Raw genomic sequence first — 19,594 nt, 5'->3', positions numbered from 1 at the left:
GCAGCCTCGCCGCCGGACGTCCACCAGTGCAGCATCTGCACTTCCTTCACATCCGCAGCCTTGGCAGCACCCAAGCCCGCAACACTCATCGTCACCAACGCTGTCGTCATCAAAAACTTGCGCATCGTTTCCTCCCGGTTTGCAAGTTCGAAGGTGCGGGACCATTCCCGCACCGATTACCCGCCCTCCTCGGGCGTAGTCTCGTTGCCGGTTATCCCAGCGTTTCCCTCTTCGGCATCCACCAGTTTGTCCGGGCGCCGATATGCATGTTGAGCGTCTTGGTCTCGGTGTAATCCTCCACCGCATGGCGGCCGAGTTCGCGGCCGAGGCCGGATTGCTTGTATCCTCCGAACGGCAGCTCGGAGGCGCCGTCCATGAAGGTGTTCATCCAGACCGTCCCTGCCCTGACCTTCCGACCGATCGTCAGGCAGGTGTCGAAGTCACGGCTCCAGACGCCAGCGGAAAGGCCGTAGTCTATGGAGTTGGCGATCGCGATCGCCTCACTGGTGGTTTCGAACGTGAGGACGGACAGCACCGGTCCGAAGACTTCCTCGCGCGCAACCGCCATGCCTGGCGTGACAGCTTCGAGGATCGTCGGCGCCATGTATTGCCCCATGCCCAAGTCGAGCTTTTCGCCGCCATGCGCCACCTGCGCACCGCTGCTCGTCGCACTGGCCACGTAACCGGCAATCTTTTCCAGATGCTGCGGCGTGATGATCGCGCCCACTTGCGTTGTCGGATCGAGCGGATCGCCAACCTTGACGTCCTTGGCGAGTTCGGCGACGCGCTTGACCACATCGGAAGCGATGCTCTTGTGCAGGATAAGGCGCGAGCCCGCATTGCAGCACTCGCCGGCATTGAAATAGGCGCCGAAGACGGCCGCGTCGATGAACGCATCGAGATCCGCATCCGGGAATACAATCTGCGGGTTCTTGCCGCCCAGTTCCAGCGAGACCTTCTTCAGCGTCTGCGCGGCATTCGTCATGGTGAGCTTGCCGACGCCGGTTGAGCCGGTGAACGACACCATGTCGACCTCAGGATGGGACGTCATGATCGCGCCGACCTCTGGTCCCGTGCCGGTGACAATGTTGACGACGCTATCGGGCACGCCTGCTTCCTGAAGGATTTCGCCAAGAACCAGCGTCGAGCCCGAGGTCAGTTCGGATGGCTTGACGACCGTGGTGCAGCCCGCCGCCAACGCAAAGGGAAGCTTCTGGCCGACGATCAGGAAGGGGAAGTTCCAGGGAGTGATGATCGATACGACGCCGATCGCCTCACGCAGGACAACGCCCAGCGTGCCGTCTCCAAGCGTGTTGTAACTTTCGCCATGAAGATCGCGGGCGAGCGCCGCTGCGTATCGCCAAATGTCGACCGAACCGGCGATTTCGCCGCGCACCTGGGAGATCGGCTTGCCGGCCTCGATCGCGTCCAGGTAGGCGAGTTCGTCCGCACGGGCTGAGATCAGGTCGGCAGCCTTGAGCAAGATGGCGGAACGTTCGGATGCCGTCATTCTGGGCCAGGGACCCGTGTCAAACGCCTTGCGGGCGGCTTTGATGGCGCGCTCGGCATCGGCTTTGCTTCCCGCCGGAAAGCGGCTCACGACGACGCCATGGCTTGGCGCCACGCGCTCGATCGGCTGGCCGGAGCCGGCCTCCCACTTGCCATCGACCAGCATCTTGAAGTCGCGGGCCTTGTGATCGCTAAGCGCCTTGGGAGTAACCAGAACCGTCATTACCATTCTCCTTTAAAGTGTGCAGGGCGTTTTTCGGTGAACGAAGCCACCCCCTCATTGAGGTCGCCGGTCTTCGCAACGAGGATCGAGCCCAGCGCCTCGACGGCCGTGCCATTGTCCTCGCCGTTCGCGGAGGCAATCATCAGCTTGACCACTTCAAGAGCAGCCGGCCCCCTCATCGCGATGCGGGCCGCATATTCCTTGGCCGCTTCCACGGCATTACCGGTCGATGTCACCACATCGACGATGCTAAGCGCGCGGGCTTCCTCGGCGGTGAAGATCTCACCGCCCAGCGCCATGCGCCTGACCACCTGCGCGCCGAAGCGCTTCACAAGACGCTGCGTGCCCGACCAGCCGGGAACCATGCCGAGGCCTGTTTCCGGAAGTCCGATCTTGATGTGCTCTTCGGCAATGCGAATGTCGGCGACGCCGGCAAGCTCCAGCCCACCGCCGAGCGCATGGCCGTTCAAGGCCGCGATCAGAGGCATTCTGAGGGTCGCAAGTCTTTCGAAGATGCGATGTCCGTGGCGTACCCAGGCATGACCAAACTCCTGTGGCCGCATGCCGCCCCAGGCCTTGATGTCGCCGCCCGCTGAGAAGCCCTTGCCTTCGCCTGTCAGGATCGCCACACGAACGTCGCCGTTAGCCTCGACGTCATCGGCGGCATCTGCGAGCGCCTTGAGCATGTCGAGATCAAGCGCATTCAGCTTTTCCGGACGCGATACCGTCATGATCGCGATGTGATCTTCGACGTGGATCTTGACCGTGCCGCTAGCCATTGAACGTGCCCTCCAGGACGCGGGCGCTCTTCTTCGGTAGAGTCAGGCCGATGTTTGCTTCACCAAAGAGTTTCGCATCCATGACCTTGAGGTCCTCTGCTATGATGAGCGAGAACTCGGACTGATCGAGGATATGGGCCTGCAGGTCGACACCCGGCGCAATCTCCGTGAGAACAATGCCTTTAGGCGTCAGCTTCATCACGCATCGTTCGGTGACATAAGTGATGTCCTGGCCCTGCTCGATCGCCCGCTTGCCGGAGAAGGTGACATGCTCGACCTCGTTGACGAGCTTCTTCAACTTGCCTTCCTTCTCGATCACGAGCTTGCCGTCGACGATCGCGAGCTTTGCGCCGGCATTGAACATCCCCGAGAAGACGATCTTCTTCGCACGCGCCGTGATATCGACGAAGCCGCCGGCACCCGCGGTGACGTGGGGACGGAACGACAACTTCGAAACGTTCACCGAGCCATCACGGCCGATCTCGAGGAAGGAGAGCAACGAGGCGTCGAAGCCGGCGCCCTGGAAATAGGTGAACTGGTATGGCGAGGGCATATAGGCGTCGGCGTTGGATGCACAGCCGAACGCGAAGTCCAGCAACGGGACACCGCCGACGGCACCCTGTTCGATGACCCAGGTGACGGAGCCGTGCAGCCCTTCCTCAAGGAGGATGCGCGGCACGTTGGCGGAAATGCCGAAGCCCAGATTGACGCAGCTGCCTGCCTGCAACTCTTGGGCAACGCGGCGCGCGATGACCTTCTGGATGTTGAATTCCGGAACGCGGAAGCTCTCCAACGGGCGAAAGATCTCGCCTGAGATAGCCGGATCGTAGAGCGTCTGAGTGGTCTGCTTCTGGTCCGGATCGACGATCACGTAATCGACGAGCATACCGGGGACGCGCACGTCATGCGGCTTCAGCGAACCTTCCTTGGTGATCCGCTTGACCTGAGCGATGACGATGCCGCCATTGTTGCGGGCAGCAAGCGCCTGGTCGAGACCGCCGAGATAGGCACCCTCGTGTTCATAAGTCAGGTTGCCGCGCTCGTCCGCGGTCGTCGCGCGGATGATGACGACCTGCGGCACGATCGACGGGAAGAACAGGTAGTCGTCGCCTTCGAACGAGACGCGCTTGACCACCGGGTCCTGGGCAGCGAGGTCGTTCATCGCGCAACCCTGCCTCTTTGAATCCACGAACGTGTCGATGCCCACCTTTGTCAGGACACCCGGGCGTTTGGCGGCAGCCTCCCGGTGAATATCGAACATGATGCCCGAGGGAATGTTGTAGGCCGGAATTTCGTTGTTCGTGATCATTTGCCAGATCAGCGGCGGCTCCGCACTGGATGGTCCCGACGGATAGGAGCCGCCGATGATACATTTGAGCAGGCCCTTCTTGGCGATATAGTCCACACCCCTGATACCGCTCATGTCGCCCGCCGCGATGGGATGCAGCGTCGTGATATCGCGCGGATGACCGGTGCTATCGAAGCGCTCGCCGATCGCCTTCAGCATCAGGTCGGGGCAACCGAGGCCGCTCGACGACGATACGGAGACAACCGCTCCGTCGGGGATCAGTGCTGCGGCATCCGTCGGGGTAATGTGCTTGCTCATCTGATTACTCAAAGCCCTGTTTCGATTTTCACGGCCGAGCCGCTTTTCGCCGCCTCGACAACGGCGGGACCCGTCGCCAGCGACCAACTCATGCCTGCCTCCTGTTGGAACCGCCTGCCAGGTTTGCTCCACAGGTCTCCCGGACCACGAGCCGGACAGAGGAGACGATCGACTCCGCTTCCGCCCTACCCGCGCTGATCTGCTTCAGAAGCAGTTGCGCGGCGCGCCTGCCCATTCCCTGCGGATCCACCGAGATCGTCGTCAGCGCCGGAACGGCGGCCTTTGCCTCGATGACGTCATCGAAGCCGACCACTGCAAAGTCACGTCCAGGCTCGAGGCGCTGGGCGCGAAGCCCGTCGCACACACCGAACGCGACTGCGTCGTTGAAACACACAGCGGCAGTGGGAGCGGCAGCGATTGCCAGCGCTCGGCCGATCGCATCGACACCACCAGCTCTCGAGGGGGCGGAAGGCAGGATAAGATCTTCGTCAAGCTCAAGGCCGCAAGCCGCTATTGCGCCGCGATAGCCGTCGATGCGCTCGTCGAAGACCGCCGTATCACTAAAGCCGCCGATGAATGCGATCCGGCGGTGGCCAAGCGAAGCGAGATGCTGCACGCCAGCAGATATTCCCTCGCGATTGTCCGAAACGACGGACGAGACCTTAGCTCCCGGAACGTTGCGGACAGCCACGACGACGGGAATGCCAGCGGCGACCAGCGGCTTCAGGTCAGCGGCTTCGGTCGCACGGGCGGGCGACATGATCAGCCCTGAAATCCCATGCTCGCGCATGGAGGCGATAACTTCCCGCTGTCGGTCCAGGTTCTCGCTGGTATTGGACAGGAACTGGACGAATCCCGCGGACTGGACGACCATGTCCACACCAACGGCGAGTTCCGCGAAGAACCCGTTGGTCAGATCGTTGACCACCACGCCGATAATTTTCGACTTCGAACCGGATTGGCGCAGATTGGCGGCTCCGCGATTGTACACGTAGCCAAGCTCGCGCATCACCGCATTGACCTTCGCTCTCGTGCCGTCGTTCACCAGGGACGATCCTTGCAAGACAAGCGAAACGGTCGACTTGGAGACGCCCGCCGCCTTCGCAATATCGATGACGGTGACCCGCCCTTTTGTCATGAGATCCTCCAATGGCCTTAGCCACGGCGCCCAAATAATTGGAACGTTCCAATTTTGTCAAGTGGCAATTCCGCATTTCTTGCGGGAAAAGCAATCGCCATACAGGAATTACGCCTCTACGCTTCGAAATATCTAAGCCACGGAAAATACATCAATATCATCTACGGCGCTTGCTTGTTCGCAAGAAATTGGGTCGGTGTCGATCTAGAATATTTTGGAACGATCTAAGTTAAACCAACCGGAGGTCGCGCATCAACGCTCCCCGCTGCTGAGCAAAAGTCACGGACATGTAGTGTCGGTAGGCTGGGCAGGAAACCGGCCCAGACGGTCTTTTGGATCTCCGCGCTGAGTCCCTTTACGCTGCGCGACCACTTAGCCCGCCGCTCCCAAGCGCCGAATGGCCAGCAGTCAGTCGCCAGCGGTGAAGCCACCTATGGCATGCGTCAAAAATCCATGGTGAGATCGGCCGCTGGTAGGCCTGAGCTCGTGGAAGCCGTGATAGACAGCGCTGCGCCAACCGGAACTCGCCGCGTCAGAACTCCCCGATCAAACCGCGATCGGCGCCTTGATGCTGGCGTCGGCTTCGTAGCCGACCAGCTCGAAATCATCGAACTTGAAGCCGAAGATGTCCTTCACGTCGGGGTTGATCCGCATGAACGGCAATGGCTTTGGCGTGCGCGTCAGCTGCAGCTTCGCCTGCTCGAAGTGGTTGTGATACAGATGCGCATCGCCGAGCGTGTGCACGAAATCGCCGAGCTTCAGGCCCGTTACCTGCGCCACCATCATCGTCAGCAGGGCATACGAGGCAATGTTGAAGGGTACGCCAAGGAAGATGTCGGCCGAACGCTGATAGAGCTGACAGGACAGCTTCCCGTCGGCGACATAGAACTGGAACAGGCAATGGCAAGGTGGCAACGCCATGTCATCCACCTCGGCGGGGTTCCATGCCGAAACGATATGCCGGCGTGAATTCGGGTTCTTGACGATGCCCGAAACGAGATTGGAGATCTGGTCGATATGGCCGCCATCGGGAGCAGGCCAGGAACGCCACTGTGCGCCGTAGACCGGCCCAAGGTCGCCGTTTTCATCAGCCCATTCGTCCCAGATCGAGACGCCATTGTCCTTGAGGTAGCCGATATTGGTGTCGCCGCGAAGAAACCAGAGAAGCTCGTGGATGATCGAACGCAGATGCAGCTTCTTGGTCGTCAGGACCGGAAAGCCCTCCTGAAGATCGAACCGCATTTGATAGCCGAACACCGAGCGTGTGCCGGTGCCCGTTCGATCGCCACGATCGGTTCCGTGTTCCATGACATGCTTCAAGAGATCGAGATACTGCTTCATCGTCCGCCGCCGATTCCGTTCCGTACCTATTTAGGCGTTTTGCCCGTCGAAACCAATCATAGTGCGGCTATTATCCCGGCAATTCTCCGCGATACCTACCAGACGGTCGGAGGCGCTTTCAGGCTACCGTCAGGTTTGCGTGTCGCCCTATGCTCAGCGCGGGGGCGCTCCACGGGGTTTCAGCACTGTCAGTATATTAGCGGCAATTCACGCCGCTCTCCTTTGGGACCAACCGCTTTTTTTTGGGGGGGGGAAATGATGGCAGAGAGCCCGATACGATTGCAGCTGCGAACAGAGCGGCGGGACGAAGAATTCGCCAAAGAGGATCAGCCGATTGGCGACTTCACCAGATGTCTTTGACGACATGGTCAGCCGATCCGTGCCGTATTACGAAGAAATGCAGCGGATGGTCTGTGAGTTGGCGCTGGACTTCGCCGTACCGAACACCAATCTCTACGATATCGGCTGCTCGACGGCGACGACATTGCTTACGCTCGACCGAATGATCGATCCGAACGTCACTTTCATCGGCATCGACAATGCCCCTGACATGCTGGAAAAGGCGGCACAGAAAATCGAGCATGCAGACGCGCGGCGCCCGATCGACTTGAAAGTCGTCGATCTCCACCAGGGTCTTCACATGGAGAACGCCAGCGTCGTCACCATGCTGCTGACGCTGCAATTCATTCGCCCGCTGTTTCGCGAGCGCGTAATGAAGATGATCTTCTCCGGCCTGAACGATCAGGGCTGCCTGCTCCTCGTTGAGAAATTGACCAGCGAGGATACGGCCTTCAACCGGCTGTTCATCCAGCACTATTACGACTTCAAGCGACGAAACGGCTACTCCGAAATCGAGATCGCCTAGAAGCGCGAAGCGCTTGAAAATGTGCTCATCCCCTATCGTCTGGAAGAGAACATGCAGCTTCTGAAAGAGGTCGGCTTCCGCAGTGTCGAGGTCTTTTTCCGCTGGTACAATTTCTGCGGCATCGTGGCCGTCAAGTGAGTCTGGGCGCAGAAATGAAAACAGCCATGATCCATATCGGGAACTTCTTCTTCAAATATCGCAATCAGGTGTTCCCGCTCATAATTGTCACCTTGTTTCTGATGACGCTACCCCCCTCGGAAATCGGGGGAAGCGTTACGGCGGAGCGTGTTAAAGACGTAGTTGCACTTCTGATCCTGCTTGCCGGCCTGGCTTTGCGCGCAACCGTGATCGACTATGCCTATATTCAGCGAGGCGGCCTGAAGAAGCGCGTCTACGCCAGCGATCTGGTGACCGAGGGGATGTTCGGGTCTGCCGCAACCCGCTCTATGTCGGAAACATGCTGATCTATGCAGCGGTCTTCTTGCTGCATGGAAATCCAATGGTCGTAGTTGTCGGCATAGCGCTCTTCATGCTCATCTACCAATGCATCGTCTACGCCGAGGAAGCATTTCTCGAAAACAAGTTTGGCGACGCCGACGTTCCGCGCTGGATGCTTCGCCTTGGCAATTTTGCGCCGGCAACGCAAGGGATGGTGTTCAATGCGAAACGCGTCATCGCGAAGGACTATTCGACTGTTTCCGCCGCGCTTCTGGCCGTTCTCCTGATCGAGATCTACCGGGTCGCCAGCGCAGCCAATGCGCTGTCTCTCCCCTATCTATCTCTTCTTGTCTTCTTCATGGCCGTCGTGGGCGCTGCGACCGGTATGGTGAGTCTGCTCAAGAAGCGCGGTGTTTTCAATGAGGCAACGGCCGTCTGCTAGAGCACGGGCGAAATTCCTGCAGTCCCGCTCACTACGAAACGGTTTTGTGACAACACCTCTTCCCAACCGAGGCGGAAAACACTATATCAGCCATGCCGGTCCTCGGGCCGGCTATGGCGATAAATGAGCGGTGTAATAAACCTATTGGACCCGGGGGCGGTACCCGGCGCCTCCACCAAAAACCGGCGGCTTGCAACAAGATGGCCGGCTTTTGATGGGGGCGAAACAGGATCGACAAGGGTGTAAAGATCGTCTTTTTGCTCGGCATTGTACCGCCGTTATCGGGCTAAAATTGTAGTTGCAAACGACAACTATGCGGAAGCTCGTCTCGCTGCTTAATCGCGGTGTGACACTTCAAATAAAGCCCTAGTGGTTCGCACCTCTAGGCGGGGTCCGAAGGCACCTGGCAACAGAAGCCTTCACCTTCTCCCTTGCGCGCAAATCATGTATGGTTTGGTCAAGCATGACTCGGCTCAGGCCTTTTCCAGGGCGTCTTGGCATGCCATACAGCCTTGGGAAACGAGTCCGAACCAAAAGAAAGACAGGAAAGCATGGGGCAGGATCACATCCGTTACGACATTCTGGCACAGGACGCGCTGCGTGGCGTCATCCGCAAGGTTTTGTCTGAAGTTGCCGCGACGGGCCGCCTGCCGGGCGAGCATCATTTCTTCATTACCTTTCTGACCGGCGCCCCTGGTGTTCGCATCTCGCAGCACCTGAAGGCGAAGTATCCGGAACAGATGACTATCGTCATCCAGCACCAGTTCTGGGAACTGAAGATCACGGAGACCACTTTCGAGATCGGCCTTTCCTTCTCGGATGTTCCGGAAAAGCTCTTCATTCCGTTCAACGCCATCCGCGGCTTCTATGACCCGTCCGTGAACTTCGAGCTGGAATTCGACGTGCCTCTCGCTGACAGCGAAGAGCTTCCCGCCGCTGAAATCACCGCCTATCCGGTTGCGTCCGAGAAGTCCGAGGAAACGCCCGCCGCCAAAGCCGATGGCGAGGAAAAGAAACCCGGCTCGGTCGTCTCGCTCGACGCCTTCCGAAAGAAGCAGTAAAACCAAGGGAAGCAACTGCTTCCCTTTTTCAATTCCGATCGAGGCCAACCGTGACCGCCGAAGTCGTCAATCTCCGCCAGTTCAAAAAGAAACAGGCCCGCGCCGACAAGGCGAGGCAGGCGGAGCAAAACCGTATCTCCTTTGGCCGCACCAAGGCCGAGAAGCAGCTGACGAAGGCGCTCAATGAGAAGGCCGAACGCTCTCATCAGCAAGGCCGGATAGAGAAATCTGAAGACGACAAATGAGCGCCCCGAGAAACGCAAAAGATTCCGGGATCAATCAGTTGGCAGGCTTTCTGGAATCAACGTGTCAGCGGCTCGAACCGAATTCTGAAGCCTTGCGATGATCCGCAAGCACTCGGCTACTCTACACGGACACCGCACCAGCTTCTCGTTGGAAGACGAGTTCTGGACCGAGTTGAACATAATCGCCAAAGCGCGCGCCATCCCACTCGCAGCCTTGATTTCCGACATAGACGATCAGCGACAGCCGGAGAGCAACCTCTCGTCAGCGCTGCGCGTCTATGTCCTTCATTGGCTGAAATCCGAGAGCGCGGGCTAGTTCGCCTCGAAGGCTACCGCGCGTGAGGATACCCACATACCGCGATCGCAAACACACTACTGCGGCACCTGCACGCCCGGCAACCCCGGCACCGTTTCGAAATTGAGTGAGTTCTCCGGGGGCACGGTAAGCTGCTCCTGTGCCCGTCGCGCCGCCTCTGCGGCCGCTTTTGCGTCCTCCGCCGCCTTTGCCTTGGCGCGCGCTTCGGCTTCAGCGTCAGCCTTTGCTTTCGCTTCCGCTGCCTGCCTATCGCGCTCGGCCTGCGCGGCCAAAGCTCTCAGGCGCTGCTCTTCCGCCTGCCGTTGCGCCTCGAAGGCTGCGGCCTTCTGGCGCTCGATATCGTTGAACTTGTAGAGAGCAACTTCACGGCGCAGTCGCTGCTTCTCCAGTACGTTGGACTGCAGGCGCTCGACGCGCCGGCGTTCGCGCTCGTAGGCGCGCAACGACAAGAAGCCGGTGATGTCCGTGACATCAATGGTTCGCCCAGGCGACGCGAGCAGTCCTGAAAAGTCGAGTCGTACCGCAGGCTCCGCACCGGGAAGCACCTCGCCACCCGGATTCAGTGCAATGTTGAGCGACGCATTGATGCGCTCCTGTGGCAGGTCGATCTGGCCGTTGCCGACGAGCTTTGCCTGGTCGGTCGTCACGCTGACGTTCTGAAAGCGCAGAACCCCATCCGTCACGTTGAACGGAATCGCAGTCGGCGGCAGCTTCGCTTCGCCGTTGTTGAGCAAGGTCTCGACGATCGGATGAACCTTGCCGGCATTCAGCTGATCCTGCATCGGATCGGTGGCGGCCAGTAATGGCGCCAGCATGCCGAGATTGAGACCACGTACGCTGATATCGCCAAGCCGAAGCTCGCCGGAGCCGTTCAAAGAACCAGCGATATCCTTCATGGACTTGCCGGAAGCCTCCATGGAGAGCCCAAGCCCGAACTTGCCGTTGGCGACCGGCGCGCCATCGCGGGGCCACACGACACCGGCCAAATCCGCATCTGCCAGCACCAGTTGCGTCTGGAAGAAGCCCGTACCGTCAGCATTGGTAAACAGCAGGCTGCCGTTGACGCTGCCGCCATCCCAACCGCCCTTGATGTCGTTCAGCTGCAATTCGTCGCCCCTGTAGGCCACGTTTGACGTGAAATCCGAAATCGCGCCGGACCAGCCAGGCCAGAATTGCTTGGCGGAGAGCTTGAGGTTGACGTCCAAATCCTTGAAGATCGGCAAGCCCAGCGCGCCGGCCGACAGGTCGCCGGTCGCCGCATCCGTCATAGGTCCGTAAACAGCTTCCCCTAGCCAGGTGGCATCGGCCTTGGATAGCGCCAATTCGCCCGTCGCCGTGGTCTTTTCCGCTTTACGGTCGACGGTCAGGGCGCCGCTGAACTCGTTGTCGGCGGCATGTCCTGCGATATCCGCAAAGGAAATCTTGTCGCCATCGATGGTCGCGTTCGTTGTCAGCTTGAACGGCAGGCCCGTACCCATTTGCGGCACAGCGATGCCGTTCATGACAAGATACGGATCAAGATCGGCACTCTCCAGGGATACTGCAAGCTGTCCGTTCATGAAGGCCTGCGGGCGAACGTCCACTTTGCCGCCAGCCGTAAACGATGTGCGGTCGGTGGCAAATGTCAGCTGGGCGTCGGCAGGATCCGTTCCTTCTGCCTGCACCTTCAGGGTCAGGCGGCCATTGGCATCGGCCTCGACCGGCAACGGATCAAGACCCGCCTGCCCAAACAGGATCGAGGTGACGCTGTTCTCAAGCGTCGCCTCAAGGCTCGTTGTGCCCTTGCCCGTCAGCGCCAGAAGATCCGACATGCGGTAGTCGAGGTTGACACGACTGCCGTTGGTCACCCCCGCCAATGTCAGTGTCAGGCCGTCGCCCTCGTCGCCTCCGAGAGTCAAAGCTCCGCGCAGTGCGGTATTCGTGTACCATGCGGCATTGCGCACAAGCCTATCCATGACCGGATGCTGCGGCAGATGCTGCTTGAGCATTGTGAAGAATGAGCCCGGATCCGCCGATTTGAAGGTGATTTCCCCAGAGCCCTTGTAATCGAGCAGCGATCCCTCGGCGCGACCGGTCGCAGTCACTTCGGCACCCGCCAGGTTCTTGATAGAAAGCTTGTCGACCGCGAGAGCCCCATCGGCAATTGCAAAGCTCGCCTCGACATCGCCCGCTTCGACGCCGAAGGCTGTAAACTTGTCGGCCTTGAGCCGTGCAGTGATCTTGTGATCGAGTACGTTGTCGCCGCCATCCTGGCCGGTGAACAGCCCTGTCAGCGCACGCAGTGCATCCAGATCGAGTGCGTCGCCGGCAAGCGCGACATCAAGCGTCGGTACCTGGTTGGCCAACGCCTGTCGGTCCATCCGACCCTTCAACGTGGCCTGTCCAACGGCGATTTCCAGGTTGTTGAACGTCTGCCGGTCATGCGTGAGGCTGACATCAGCGGAAAAGCCCGCCTGCCGCAGTTGCCGGATCGCCGGATCGACTGAGCCGGAAAGCCATGCCGCAAGGCCCGTGGGCTGATTGGAGGCCACCGTGATCTGCCCAACGAACGATGCTTGCCCCTGCAAATTGAGCTTGCCCTGGCCTTCCACCTGTGTGCGTCCCGGAAGCGTGCCGACCACGTTGTCGATGATCCAGCCCTTGCCAGCGGGTTGCACATCGAGCTGGATATCGCGGATTGTCGTGTCGCCGGCGACGATCGCCGGCAACCGAACGGTTGCCTTACCCGGCACCTGCGGTACAGGCACTTGCGAAACGATCTGAATCAGCGCGTTCAGGCGCTGCCGCGCCGATAGGCCGGGATCGCGCGTCGTCTTGCCATTCGCACCCTGATTGCCGATGCGATTGACGTCGATCTGCTGGCCGTTCGCAATCAGCAGGAATTGCGGCTGGCTTCCGGTGTCCAGGGTCGCCTCGCCCGTGACCACATAGGGATCATCGGTGGCTCCGATCTCGAGACGGTATTCCGGTATACGAATGCTCTCGTTCGTAAGCTCGAACTTGCCTTTCAGTCGCGGAGGAACATCGGTCTTGTCGGCCGCCTTGGCGTTCCGGCTCTCGATCGATGCAGATATCGCTCCCTGATAGTTCGGCCTGCGGTCGACAAGTTTCAACTCGCCATCGAGATCGACGATCACCGGTTGCTTGTCGGGCTGCAGTCGCGTGCGCATCCGCAGGATCCCGTTCTCATCAGGCTGATTGCTGGCGATCATGAAACTCCCATGTGCGCCATCCAGCGCCGCATCGCCTTCGATCCTCCACGGACCGGCAAGCGACTTAGCCGACATTTCGGCGTTCAGTCCTGTGATGCGGCGCGACCGCCCTGACTGATCGTCAATGAACTGAATATCGCCGCCAGTAACGTGGACGTTTTCGAGAACAACCGTCTTGGCCGGAATTTCGGGTTGGCTGCCACGGGTCCAATCGAGCGTGCCATCCTTCAAGAGGCGCAGCTTCACCCGCGGATTGACCACGCGCATGTCGAAGATCAACGCCTCGCCGGAAAGGAAAGGCGCGAGTTCAGCATCCATGGAGAACTGCTCGATCTGCACGATCGGCGACCCGTCGACCTCCTGTCCAACGCGCACATCATGCAGCGTCACCGAAGGGAACGGCAGAAGGCGCGCGTCCACCGCTCCGTGCACGACGACCTTTTTGCCGATAATCCGGCTCGCCTGATCCTCGAAATTCTTTCGGAAATCGGTCCAATCGATAAACAGCGGTGCCAGCAGCGCTACGAACAGCGCCACCACAATCACTCCGCCCAAAAAGACGAGGAACCGGCCTACCAACTCAACTATTCTCCATTCGGGAATCCATTGCGGACACTAGAGCATGATCCCGAAAGCTGTGAAGCAGCTTTCGGGCAACATCATGCCCTATTTAATTGATTTGGAGATGAATTCGCCTCATCGCCAGTCAATCTTCCGTAGCGTCAACCCTGCCGGCCTACAGGCTCGACGGAATCCCACTTCAGGTGCGGTGGAATATCTTGCCAGGATTGAAGATATCATCCGGATCGAGCGCCTTCTTGACCTGCCGCATCAGTTCAACCGTGCCGCCGAGCTCCTCTTCCAGGAATGCCATCTTGCCCTGGCCGATGCCGTGCTCGCCAGTGCAGGTGCCGTCCATCGCCAGAGCGCGAGCGTTGAGCCTGCCGACAAAGGCCTCGGCAGCGGCAATGCCCTCCTCGGTCTTGTCGTCGAACAACAGGAGCACATGGAAGTTTCCATCGCCTGCATGCCCGACGATCATCGCCAGCAGGCCATGTTCCTCTATATCGATCTGCGTCTCGCCGATACAATCGGCAAGACGGGAAATAGGCACGCAGACATCCGTCGAGAGCGCGGCCAATTCCGGCGCCAGCGCGCGCGATGCCCAGTAGGCATCGTGCCTTGCCTTCCAGAGCCTGCTGCGCTCCTCGGCGTTGACTGTCCATGAGAACGCGCCGCCTCCACATTCGGAGGCAATCTCGGCAAACTGTTCCGATTGCAGGGCAACGGTTTCATCCGTGCCATGAAATTCGAGGAAGAGCGTCGGCGTTTCCTCGTAGTTCAGCTTGGAATAGGCATTGCAGGCACGAATTTGCAGCGCATCGAGAAGTTCGATGCGGGCGACCGGAATGCCCATCTGGATGGTCATGATGACGGCATCGCAGGCGGCCCGAACAGTCGGAAAGGCGCAGACGCCACCGCCGATCTTCTGCGGGATGCCCTGCAGCCTCAGCGTCACCGACGTTAGTATGCCAAGCGTGCCTTCCGCGCCGACAAACAACCGGGTCATATCGTAGCCGGCTGACGACTTGCGGGCGCGTCGTGCGGTACGGATTTCTTCTCCGTTCGCAGTAACCGCGGTCACGGCAAGCACATTGTCCTTCATCGTGCCGTAACGCACGGCATTCGTTCCGGAGGCCCGCGTCGAAGTCATGCCACCGATCGAAGCGTTTGCTCCGGGATCGATGGGGAAGAATAGACCAGTGTCACGGAGATAGGTATTGAGCTCCTCCCGCGTCACCCCGGGCTCGACGGTACAATCGAGATCCTCAGCATTGACTTCAAGAACCCGGTTCATTCGACTGAAATCGATCGATATACCGCCATTCGGCGCATTGACCTGCCCTTCCAGCGACGAGCCGGTGCCGAAGCCAATGACCGGCACCTTGTGCTCGGCGCAAATCTTGACTGCAGCCTTCACATCGTCGGCACTCTCTGCAAAGAGCACGCCGTCTGGCAGCTGAGCCGGGATGTAGGTAGTAGTATGCGCGTGCTGTGCACGGAACGCCTCGCCGGTCTGGAAGCGCTCACCAAAGCTCTGTTTCAGAACAGCAAGAGCGGCGGTGATGCCTGTTTCGTTCCGTGTTCCGGATTTTGCATCTTTGAGCGCCATCTCTTTGATCTCCTTCACCTTCACACCCGGAGGCAGGTTGGTATGAGACAAGAGACGGCGCCTGTCTAGTGCATGATTACGGAGAACTGTCCCCGATCGAGCACCCTTAGACCACCGGCGGGTTTAGCCGCGCAAACGCTTCCTGCCTGCGGTATGGGAAGTAGGGATAGGGCGCGGTTACACTGCTCGCTTTGTCGAGCTTTTCCACCTGCTCCTTCGCCAATGACCAGCCGACGGCACCGAGATTCTGCCGCAGTTGCTCCTCGTTGCGCGCGCCGATAATGACGCTGGAAACAGTGGGGCGACCGATCAGCCAATTGAGCGCGATCTGCGGGACGGTCTTGCCCGTTTCCTCGGAAATCTCCAGCAGCGCATCTACGATATCATAGAGCTTCTCATCATCGACCGGCGGCCCGAATTCAGCCGTCTGGTGCAGCCGACTGCCTTCTGGCAATGGTTGGCCACGGCGGACCTTGCCGGTGAGACGGCCCCAGGCAAGCGGACTCCAGACCAACGCACCGACGCCCTGGTCGGCAGCAAGCGGCATCAGTTCCCATTCGTAATCGCGGCCGGCAAGGGAGTAGTAGACCTGATGCGCAACATAGCGCGGGTAGCCATGCCGCCCAGCAATGCCGAGCGACTTCATCAGCTGCCATCCCGCGAAATTGGAGACGCCGACATAGCGGATTTTCCCTGCCGCGATCAGCCCGTCCAGTGTTGCGAGTACCTCTTCGATCGACGTCGAAGCATCGAACGCATGGAGCTGCAACAGGTCGATATAGTCGGTCCCTAGGCGTTTCAACGCCTCGTCAGTGGAACGTATCAGGCGCGAGCGCGACGTTCCCCACTCACCCGGTCCGTCGCCCATCGGTAGCGCGATCTTGGTTGAGATCAGCACGGCGTCGCGCCGGCCGGCGATAGCCTGGCCAAGGACTTCCTCGGAGGCGCCGCCCGAATAGACATCTGCGGTGTCGAAGAGATTGACGCCCGCTTCCAGCGAAATGTCGATCAAGCGTCGAGCTTCGGCGGCGTCCGTGTTGCCCCAGGCACCGAAGAGCGGACCCGAGCCTCCGAATGTTCCCGCACCGAAGCTCAAAACCGGCACCCTGAGGCCCGATGCGCCGAGATTTCTGTATTCCATGGTCGGTCTCCTGTTGTGGACTTCAGAAGAGATAGACACTGAATCTATCGTGATATAGATTGCCGGGAGGAAAACTATCCATGAATTGAATTCATCATGAGTCGACAAGACATCAATCGCTCCGGCGAAATGGAAGTCTTCGTGCGTGCCGTCGAACTCGGCGGTTTCACGGCCGCAGCGCGTGCCTGCCGCATGACACCATCTGCCGTCAGCAAGCTTGTGGCGCGCCTTGAGGCACGCCTTGGCGCTCGCCTCGTCAACCGTTCGACCCGCAAGCTGCATCTGACGCCGGAGGGATCCGCCTTTTATGAGCGTAGCGTTTCGATCCTTGCGGACATCGCGGAGGCCGAACGCTACGCCTCCGCCGGCGAGCAGGCCGCGGGTCCCATCCGCATCAACACGAGCGCTTCCTTCGGCCATCATATCCTTGCACCGCTCGTTTCGGATTTTCTGGCGCTCAATCCCGCCGTCACCCTCGACATCTCTCATACCGATGCCATTGTCGATCTTGTCGAGGATCGCGCCGATGTGGCGATCCGCGCTGGACCGTTGAAGAGCTCTAGCCTCATTGCGCGCAAGCTTGGCTTCACCCGCAACGTCATCGTGGCATCGCCGGATTATTTGAAACGCGAAGGCGAACCGAAGTCGATCACCGATTTGAAGCGCCATCGCCGTGTCGGCTTCTCCTACGCACGCAGCGTTCAGGGCTGGCCGTTACTCGATGGCGGCGAGACCATTGGCCTGCCGATTACGCCAGGCGTCCAGGTGGGCGACGGCGAAGCGATGCGATATATGGCGCTGTCAGGTGCAGGCCTGGTCCGCCTCGCCACCTTCACCGTTCGCGCCGATATCGAGACCGGGCGACTGATTCCGGTTCTCGAGGATCTCAACCCCGGCGACATCGAGGAGTTCTACGCCGTCTACATTGGCCAGGGCGGTCCGTTGCCGGCTCGCGTGCGGGCCCTGCTCGACTTCCTGGCGGAGCGTGTCAGCCTCTGACCTCGCGAAACCGACAGGATTTCGCAATTGACCGCTTCCCCGGCAGGCGCCTATATCGGCGCATATCCTCCGGCCCTCCGGCCGGCTTCTTTTGCCAGCCAGTGCTGCTCTCCTGCTTCGCCTGATCGCGGCTCCAGCATTGGCAAGACATGCATGGGAATCATGCCGTTGTACGACGCCAGCCGTTTCTTTCGATACGCCAGCCTGCCGCGATGGATTCTCCTGCTCAGTATCTCGACCCTGCTTGTGGTCGGGCTTGAAATGCTCGGGCTGCCAGCCTCGCTCCTTATCGGCCCGATGGTGGCTGCAATCATCCTTGCCCTTTCCATCGGGCAGGGATCGCTTCAGGTGCCGCGCTGGCCACTCCTCTTCGGGCAGGCGCTCGTCGGTTTTCTGATGGCGCGCGCCATCACTGTCGATATCCTCAAGACCATGGCGACCGACGCGCCACTTTTTCTCGCGATGATCTTCTCCGTCATCGTTGCCGCGGCCGGCCTTGGCTGGCTGCTGACGCGCTGGCAGGTCTTGCCGGGAACGACCGCGGTTTGGGGTTCCTCGCCAGGCGCGGCGTCCGCGATGGTCATCATGTCCGAAGCTTATGGCGCCGATGCCCGTCTCGTCGCCTTCATGCAATATCTGCGGGTGGTCTTCGTCGCGGTGGCGGCCTCGGTTGTCTCGCGCCTCTGGGTTGCCGCCGATGGTGGCGAAGCGCCGCCCTTCATCCTCTTCCCGTCGGTCGACTGGCAGGCGCTGGCCGCCACTGTCGCCCTCACCTGCCTGTCCGCCTACATTGCGGTGCGCTTTCGCATTCAGGGCGGCACGATCACCGTGCCGTTGGTTCTCGGCGCGCTGCTTCAAGGGTTCGGGTTGTTCAAGATCGAACTTCCGCTCTGGCTGCTGGCGATCAGTTATGCCCTGATCGGCTGGAACATCGGACTGCGTTTCACACGCCGCATTGTCATGCACGCCGCGCGTGCCCTGCCCCGCGTCGCGGCCTCTATCCTGCTGCTAATGTCGATCTGCGGCTGTATGGCCCTTGCCTTGCACAAATTCGCCGGCGTCGATCCGCTGACGGCCTATCTGGCGACCAGTCCCGGCGGGGCTGATTCTGTGGCGATCATTGCGGCGTCAACCGACGTCGACGTGCCCTTCGTGATGGCGATGCAAACCGGCCGCTTCCTAGTGATCCTGTTTACTGGCCCAATGCTGGCACGCTTTATCGCGCGCCGCTCCGGCCTTGCGGAGAAGCCCGTCTAAGGCTCGCCCATTGGCCGGGCGTCATGCCATAGGCCTTTTTGAAATGACGTGTCAGATGGCTTTGGTCTGCAAAGCCCGTCGCCGCGGCCACATCCGAAAGCCCGTCACCCACCCCGATCATGGCGCGCGCCTGCTGCAGCCGCCGCATGAGCAGATAGCGATGCGGGCTTGTGGCGAAGGCGGCCCGGAAGTGCCGCGAAAGGGAGAAGCGGTCGAGACCGGTGACCGTCTCCAACTCACCGGATCGCACCGCTTCCGTCGCATGTGCTTCGAGATAATCGCGCGCCAATCTAGCACGCTGCCACGCAACGTTGCCGAGCGGCCGCCGCGGGGTCTTTGCATGCTTTGCAAGTCCGCCGGCAACACGCAAAACAAAGTCGTCGACGAACAACTCGTCGAGCTCGCGATCCAGCTCACTGAGTGCAGCTAGCAGCGTACCCGCCAAAACCGGATCCCCGATGACAGGGTCGTCAACGAAGGGCAGCCCGATCTTTTCCGCTCCAAGGCATTGGAGCAGTAGCGCCGGCTCAAGATAAAGCATGCGATATTGCAGCCCATCATCGGTGCCTGCTCCACCATCATGCTCCTCGTCCGGATGGAGCACGAGCACCTGCCCGGGCATGCTGAAGCGCCGCTGGCCGCGATAAGAAAAGGTCTGCACGCCTTTCATCGTGACGCCGAGAGCATAGGTATCGTGGCGATGCGGCTCGAAGGCCTTGCCGGAAAACTGCGCTTCCATCCGCTCGATTCCCGGAAAAGCCGGCGCAATCACGATCCCGTCTGCGCCGGGCTCCGTGCACAAACGTTCAAGACCCTCGAAGGCGTGACTGGTTACATCCTGGTCCAACG

17 protein-coding genes, 1 other RNA gene and 1 pseudogene are annotated in these 19,594 nt (G+C 60.1%); 9 read left to right on the top strand and 10 right to left on the bottom strand.

The window, feature by feature from the left end; all coding sequences use genetic code 11:
• The 6 genes and pseudogenes from AC1DPR_RS08395 to AC1DPR_RS08370 all read right to left on the bottom strand — a co-directional run.
• Positions 1 to 125: pseudogene (locus AC1DPR_RS08395) on the bottom strand (sugar ABC transporter substrate-binding protein); the annotation flags it as partial.
• An 86-nt stretch (positions 126 to 211) separates the two neighbouring features.
• Positions 212 to 1,738, bottom strand: a complete 1,527-nt coding sequence (locus AC1DPR_RS08390; RefSeq protein ID WP_192304717.1) for an aldehyde dehydrogenase family protein — start codon at positions 1,736 to 1,738, stop codon at positions 212 to 214.
• Entirely contained in the window at positions 1,732 to 2,511 is a 780-nt protein-coding gene (locus AC1DPR_RS08385; RefSeq protein ID WP_113471808.1) for an enoyl-CoA hydratase/isomerase family protein, read from the bottom strand. The genes AC1DPR_RS08390 and AC1DPR_RS08385 overlap by 7 nt, the downstream gene beginning before the upstream one ends.
• Entirely contained in the window at positions 2,504 to 4,117 is a 1,614-nt protein-coding gene (locus tag AC1DPR_RS08380; RefSeq protein WP_113471809.1) for an acyl CoA:acetate/3-ketoacid CoA transferase, read from the bottom strand. Before AC1DPR_RS08380 ends, AC1DPR_RS08385 begins: the two co-directional genes overlap by 8 nt.
• Before the next feature lie 88 nt (positions 4,118 to 4,205).
• The gene (locus AC1DPR_RS08375) at positions 4,206 to 5,255 is read right to left on the bottom strand and encodes a LacI family DNA-binding transcriptional regulator (RefSeq protein ID WP_018858375.1); all 1,050 of its coding nucleotides are present in this window, start codon (positions 5,253 to 5,255) and stop codon (positions 4,206 to 4,208) included.
• A gap of 546 nt (positions 5,256 to 5,801) precedes the next feature.
• A complete protein-coding gene (locus AC1DPR_RS08370) occupies positions 5,802 to 6,596 on the bottom strand; it encodes a thymidylate synthase (RefSeq protein ID WP_018858374.1) in 795 nt (264 codons plus the stop codon).
• A gap of 334 nt (positions 6,597 to 6,930) precedes the next feature.
• Between AC1DPR_RS08370 and AC1DPR_RS08365 the strand changes: the two genes are divergently transcribed.
• From AC1DPR_RS08365 to AC1DPR_RS08335, 7 genes are all read left to right on the top strand, one after another.
• Complete coding sequence (locus AC1DPR_RS08365; protein ID WP_477816076.1) at positions 6,931 to 7,461, top strand: methyltransferase domain-containing protein; 531 nt, start codon at positions 6,931 to 6,933, stop codon at positions 7,459 to 7,461.
• Positions 7,462 to 7,613: 152 nt separating this feature from the next.
• Positions 7,614 to 7,925: a hypothetical protein gene (locus AC1DPR_RS08360; RefSeq protein ID WP_245267978.1), complete on the top strand. Its 312-nt coding sequence runs from the start codon at positions 7,614 to 7,616 to the stop codon at positions 7,923 to 7,925.
• A complete protein-coding gene (locus AC1DPR_RS08355) occupies positions 7,919 to 8,341 on the top strand; it encodes a hypothetical protein (RefSeq protein WP_245267977.1) in 423 nt (140 codons plus the stop codon). The genes AC1DPR_RS08360 and AC1DPR_RS08355 overlap by 7 nt, the downstream gene beginning before the upstream one ends.
• A 55-nt stretch (positions 8,342 to 8,396) precedes the next feature.
• Positions 8,397 to 8,765, top strand: a transfer-messenger RNA (tmRNA) gene (gene ssrA, locus AC1DPR_RS08350).
• A 127-nt stretch (positions 8,766 to 8,892) separates the two neighbouring features.
• Positions 8,893 to 9,402, top strand: a complete 510-nt coding sequence (locus tag AC1DPR_RS08345; RefSeq protein WP_018858372.1) for an SspB family protein — start codon at positions 8,893 to 8,895, stop codon at positions 9,400 to 9,402.
• A 50-nt stretch (positions 9,403 to 9,452) separates the two neighbouring features.
• Complete coding sequence (locus tag AC1DPR_RS08340; protein WP_018858371.1) at positions 9,453 to 9,647, top strand: DUF4169 family protein; 195 nt, start codon at positions 9,453 to 9,455, stop codon at positions 9,645 to 9,647.
• A gap of 97 nt (positions 9,648 to 9,744) precedes the next feature.
• Positions 9,745 to 9,963 (top strand): ribbon-helix-helix domain-containing protein, encoded by a 219-nt coding sequence (locus tag AC1DPR_RS08335; RefSeq protein WP_018858370.1) that lies wholly within the window; start codon positions 9,745 to 9,747, stop codon positions 9,961 to 9,963.
• 56 nt (positions 9,964 to 10,019) lie between these two features.
• Here the strand turns inward: AC1DPR_RS08335 and AC1DPR_RS08330 are convergent, their stop codons facing one another.
• The 3 genes from AC1DPR_RS08330 to AC1DPR_RS08320 all read right to left on the bottom strand — a co-directional run bounded on the left by AC1DPR_RS08330 (position 10,020) and on the right by AC1DPR_RS08320 (position 16,489).
• On the bottom strand, positions 10,020 to 13,754 hold the full coding sequence (locus tag AC1DPR_RS08330) for an AsmA family protein (protein ID WP_018858369.1): 3,735 nt from the start codon (positions 13,752 to 13,754) through the stop codon (positions 10,020 to 10,022).
• Between the two features lie 181 nt (positions 13,755 to 13,935).
• Positions 13,936 to 15,348, bottom strand: coding sequence for an FAD-binding oxidoreductase (locus AC1DPR_RS08325; protein WP_113471810.1), 1,413 nt, complete (start codon positions 15,346 to 15,348; stop codon positions 13,936 to 13,938).
• 106 nt (positions 15,349 to 15,454) lie between these two features.
• Entirely contained in the window at positions 15,455 to 16,489 is a 1,035-nt protein-coding gene (locus tag AC1DPR_RS08320; protein WP_113471811.1) for an aldo/keto reductase, read from the bottom strand.
• A gap of 96 nt (positions 16,490 to 16,585) precedes the next feature.
• Between AC1DPR_RS08320 and AC1DPR_RS08315 the strand changes: the two genes are divergently transcribed.
• Both AC1DPR_RS08315 and AC1DPR_RS08310 read left to right on the top strand, forming a co-directional pair.
• On the top strand, positions 16,586 to 17,488 hold the full coding sequence (locus AC1DPR_RS08315) for a LysR family transcriptional regulator (RefSeq protein ID WP_113471812.1): 903 nt from the start codon (positions 16,586 to 16,588) through the stop codon (positions 17,486 to 17,488).
• A gap of 162 nt (positions 17,489 to 17,650) precedes the next feature.
• Positions 17,651 to 18,745, top strand: coding sequence for an AbrB family transcriptional regulator (locus AC1DPR_RS08310; RefSeq protein WP_018858365.1), 1,095 nt, complete (start codon positions 17,651 to 17,653; stop codon positions 18,743 to 18,745).
• Here the strand turns inward: AC1DPR_RS08310 and AC1DPR_RS08305 are convergent.
• The gene (locus AC1DPR_RS08305) at positions 18,705 to 19,592 is read right to left on the bottom strand and encodes an AraC family transcriptional regulator (RefSeq protein WP_477816075.1); all 888 of its coding nucleotides are present in this window, start codon (positions 19,590 to 19,592) and stop codon (positions 18,705 to 18,707) included. The two genes, AC1DPR_RS08310 and AC1DPR_RS08305, sit on opposite strands and share 41 nt — an antisense overlap.
• Between the last annotated feature and the right edge of the window lie 2 nt (positions 19,593 to 19,594).

The sequence above is a fragment of the Rhizobium sp. 01T417 genome (genome assembly GCF_056398905.1).
Note: the sequence above shows the minus strand (reverse complement) of the source record. Positions and strands in the feature narration are given on the sequence as shown.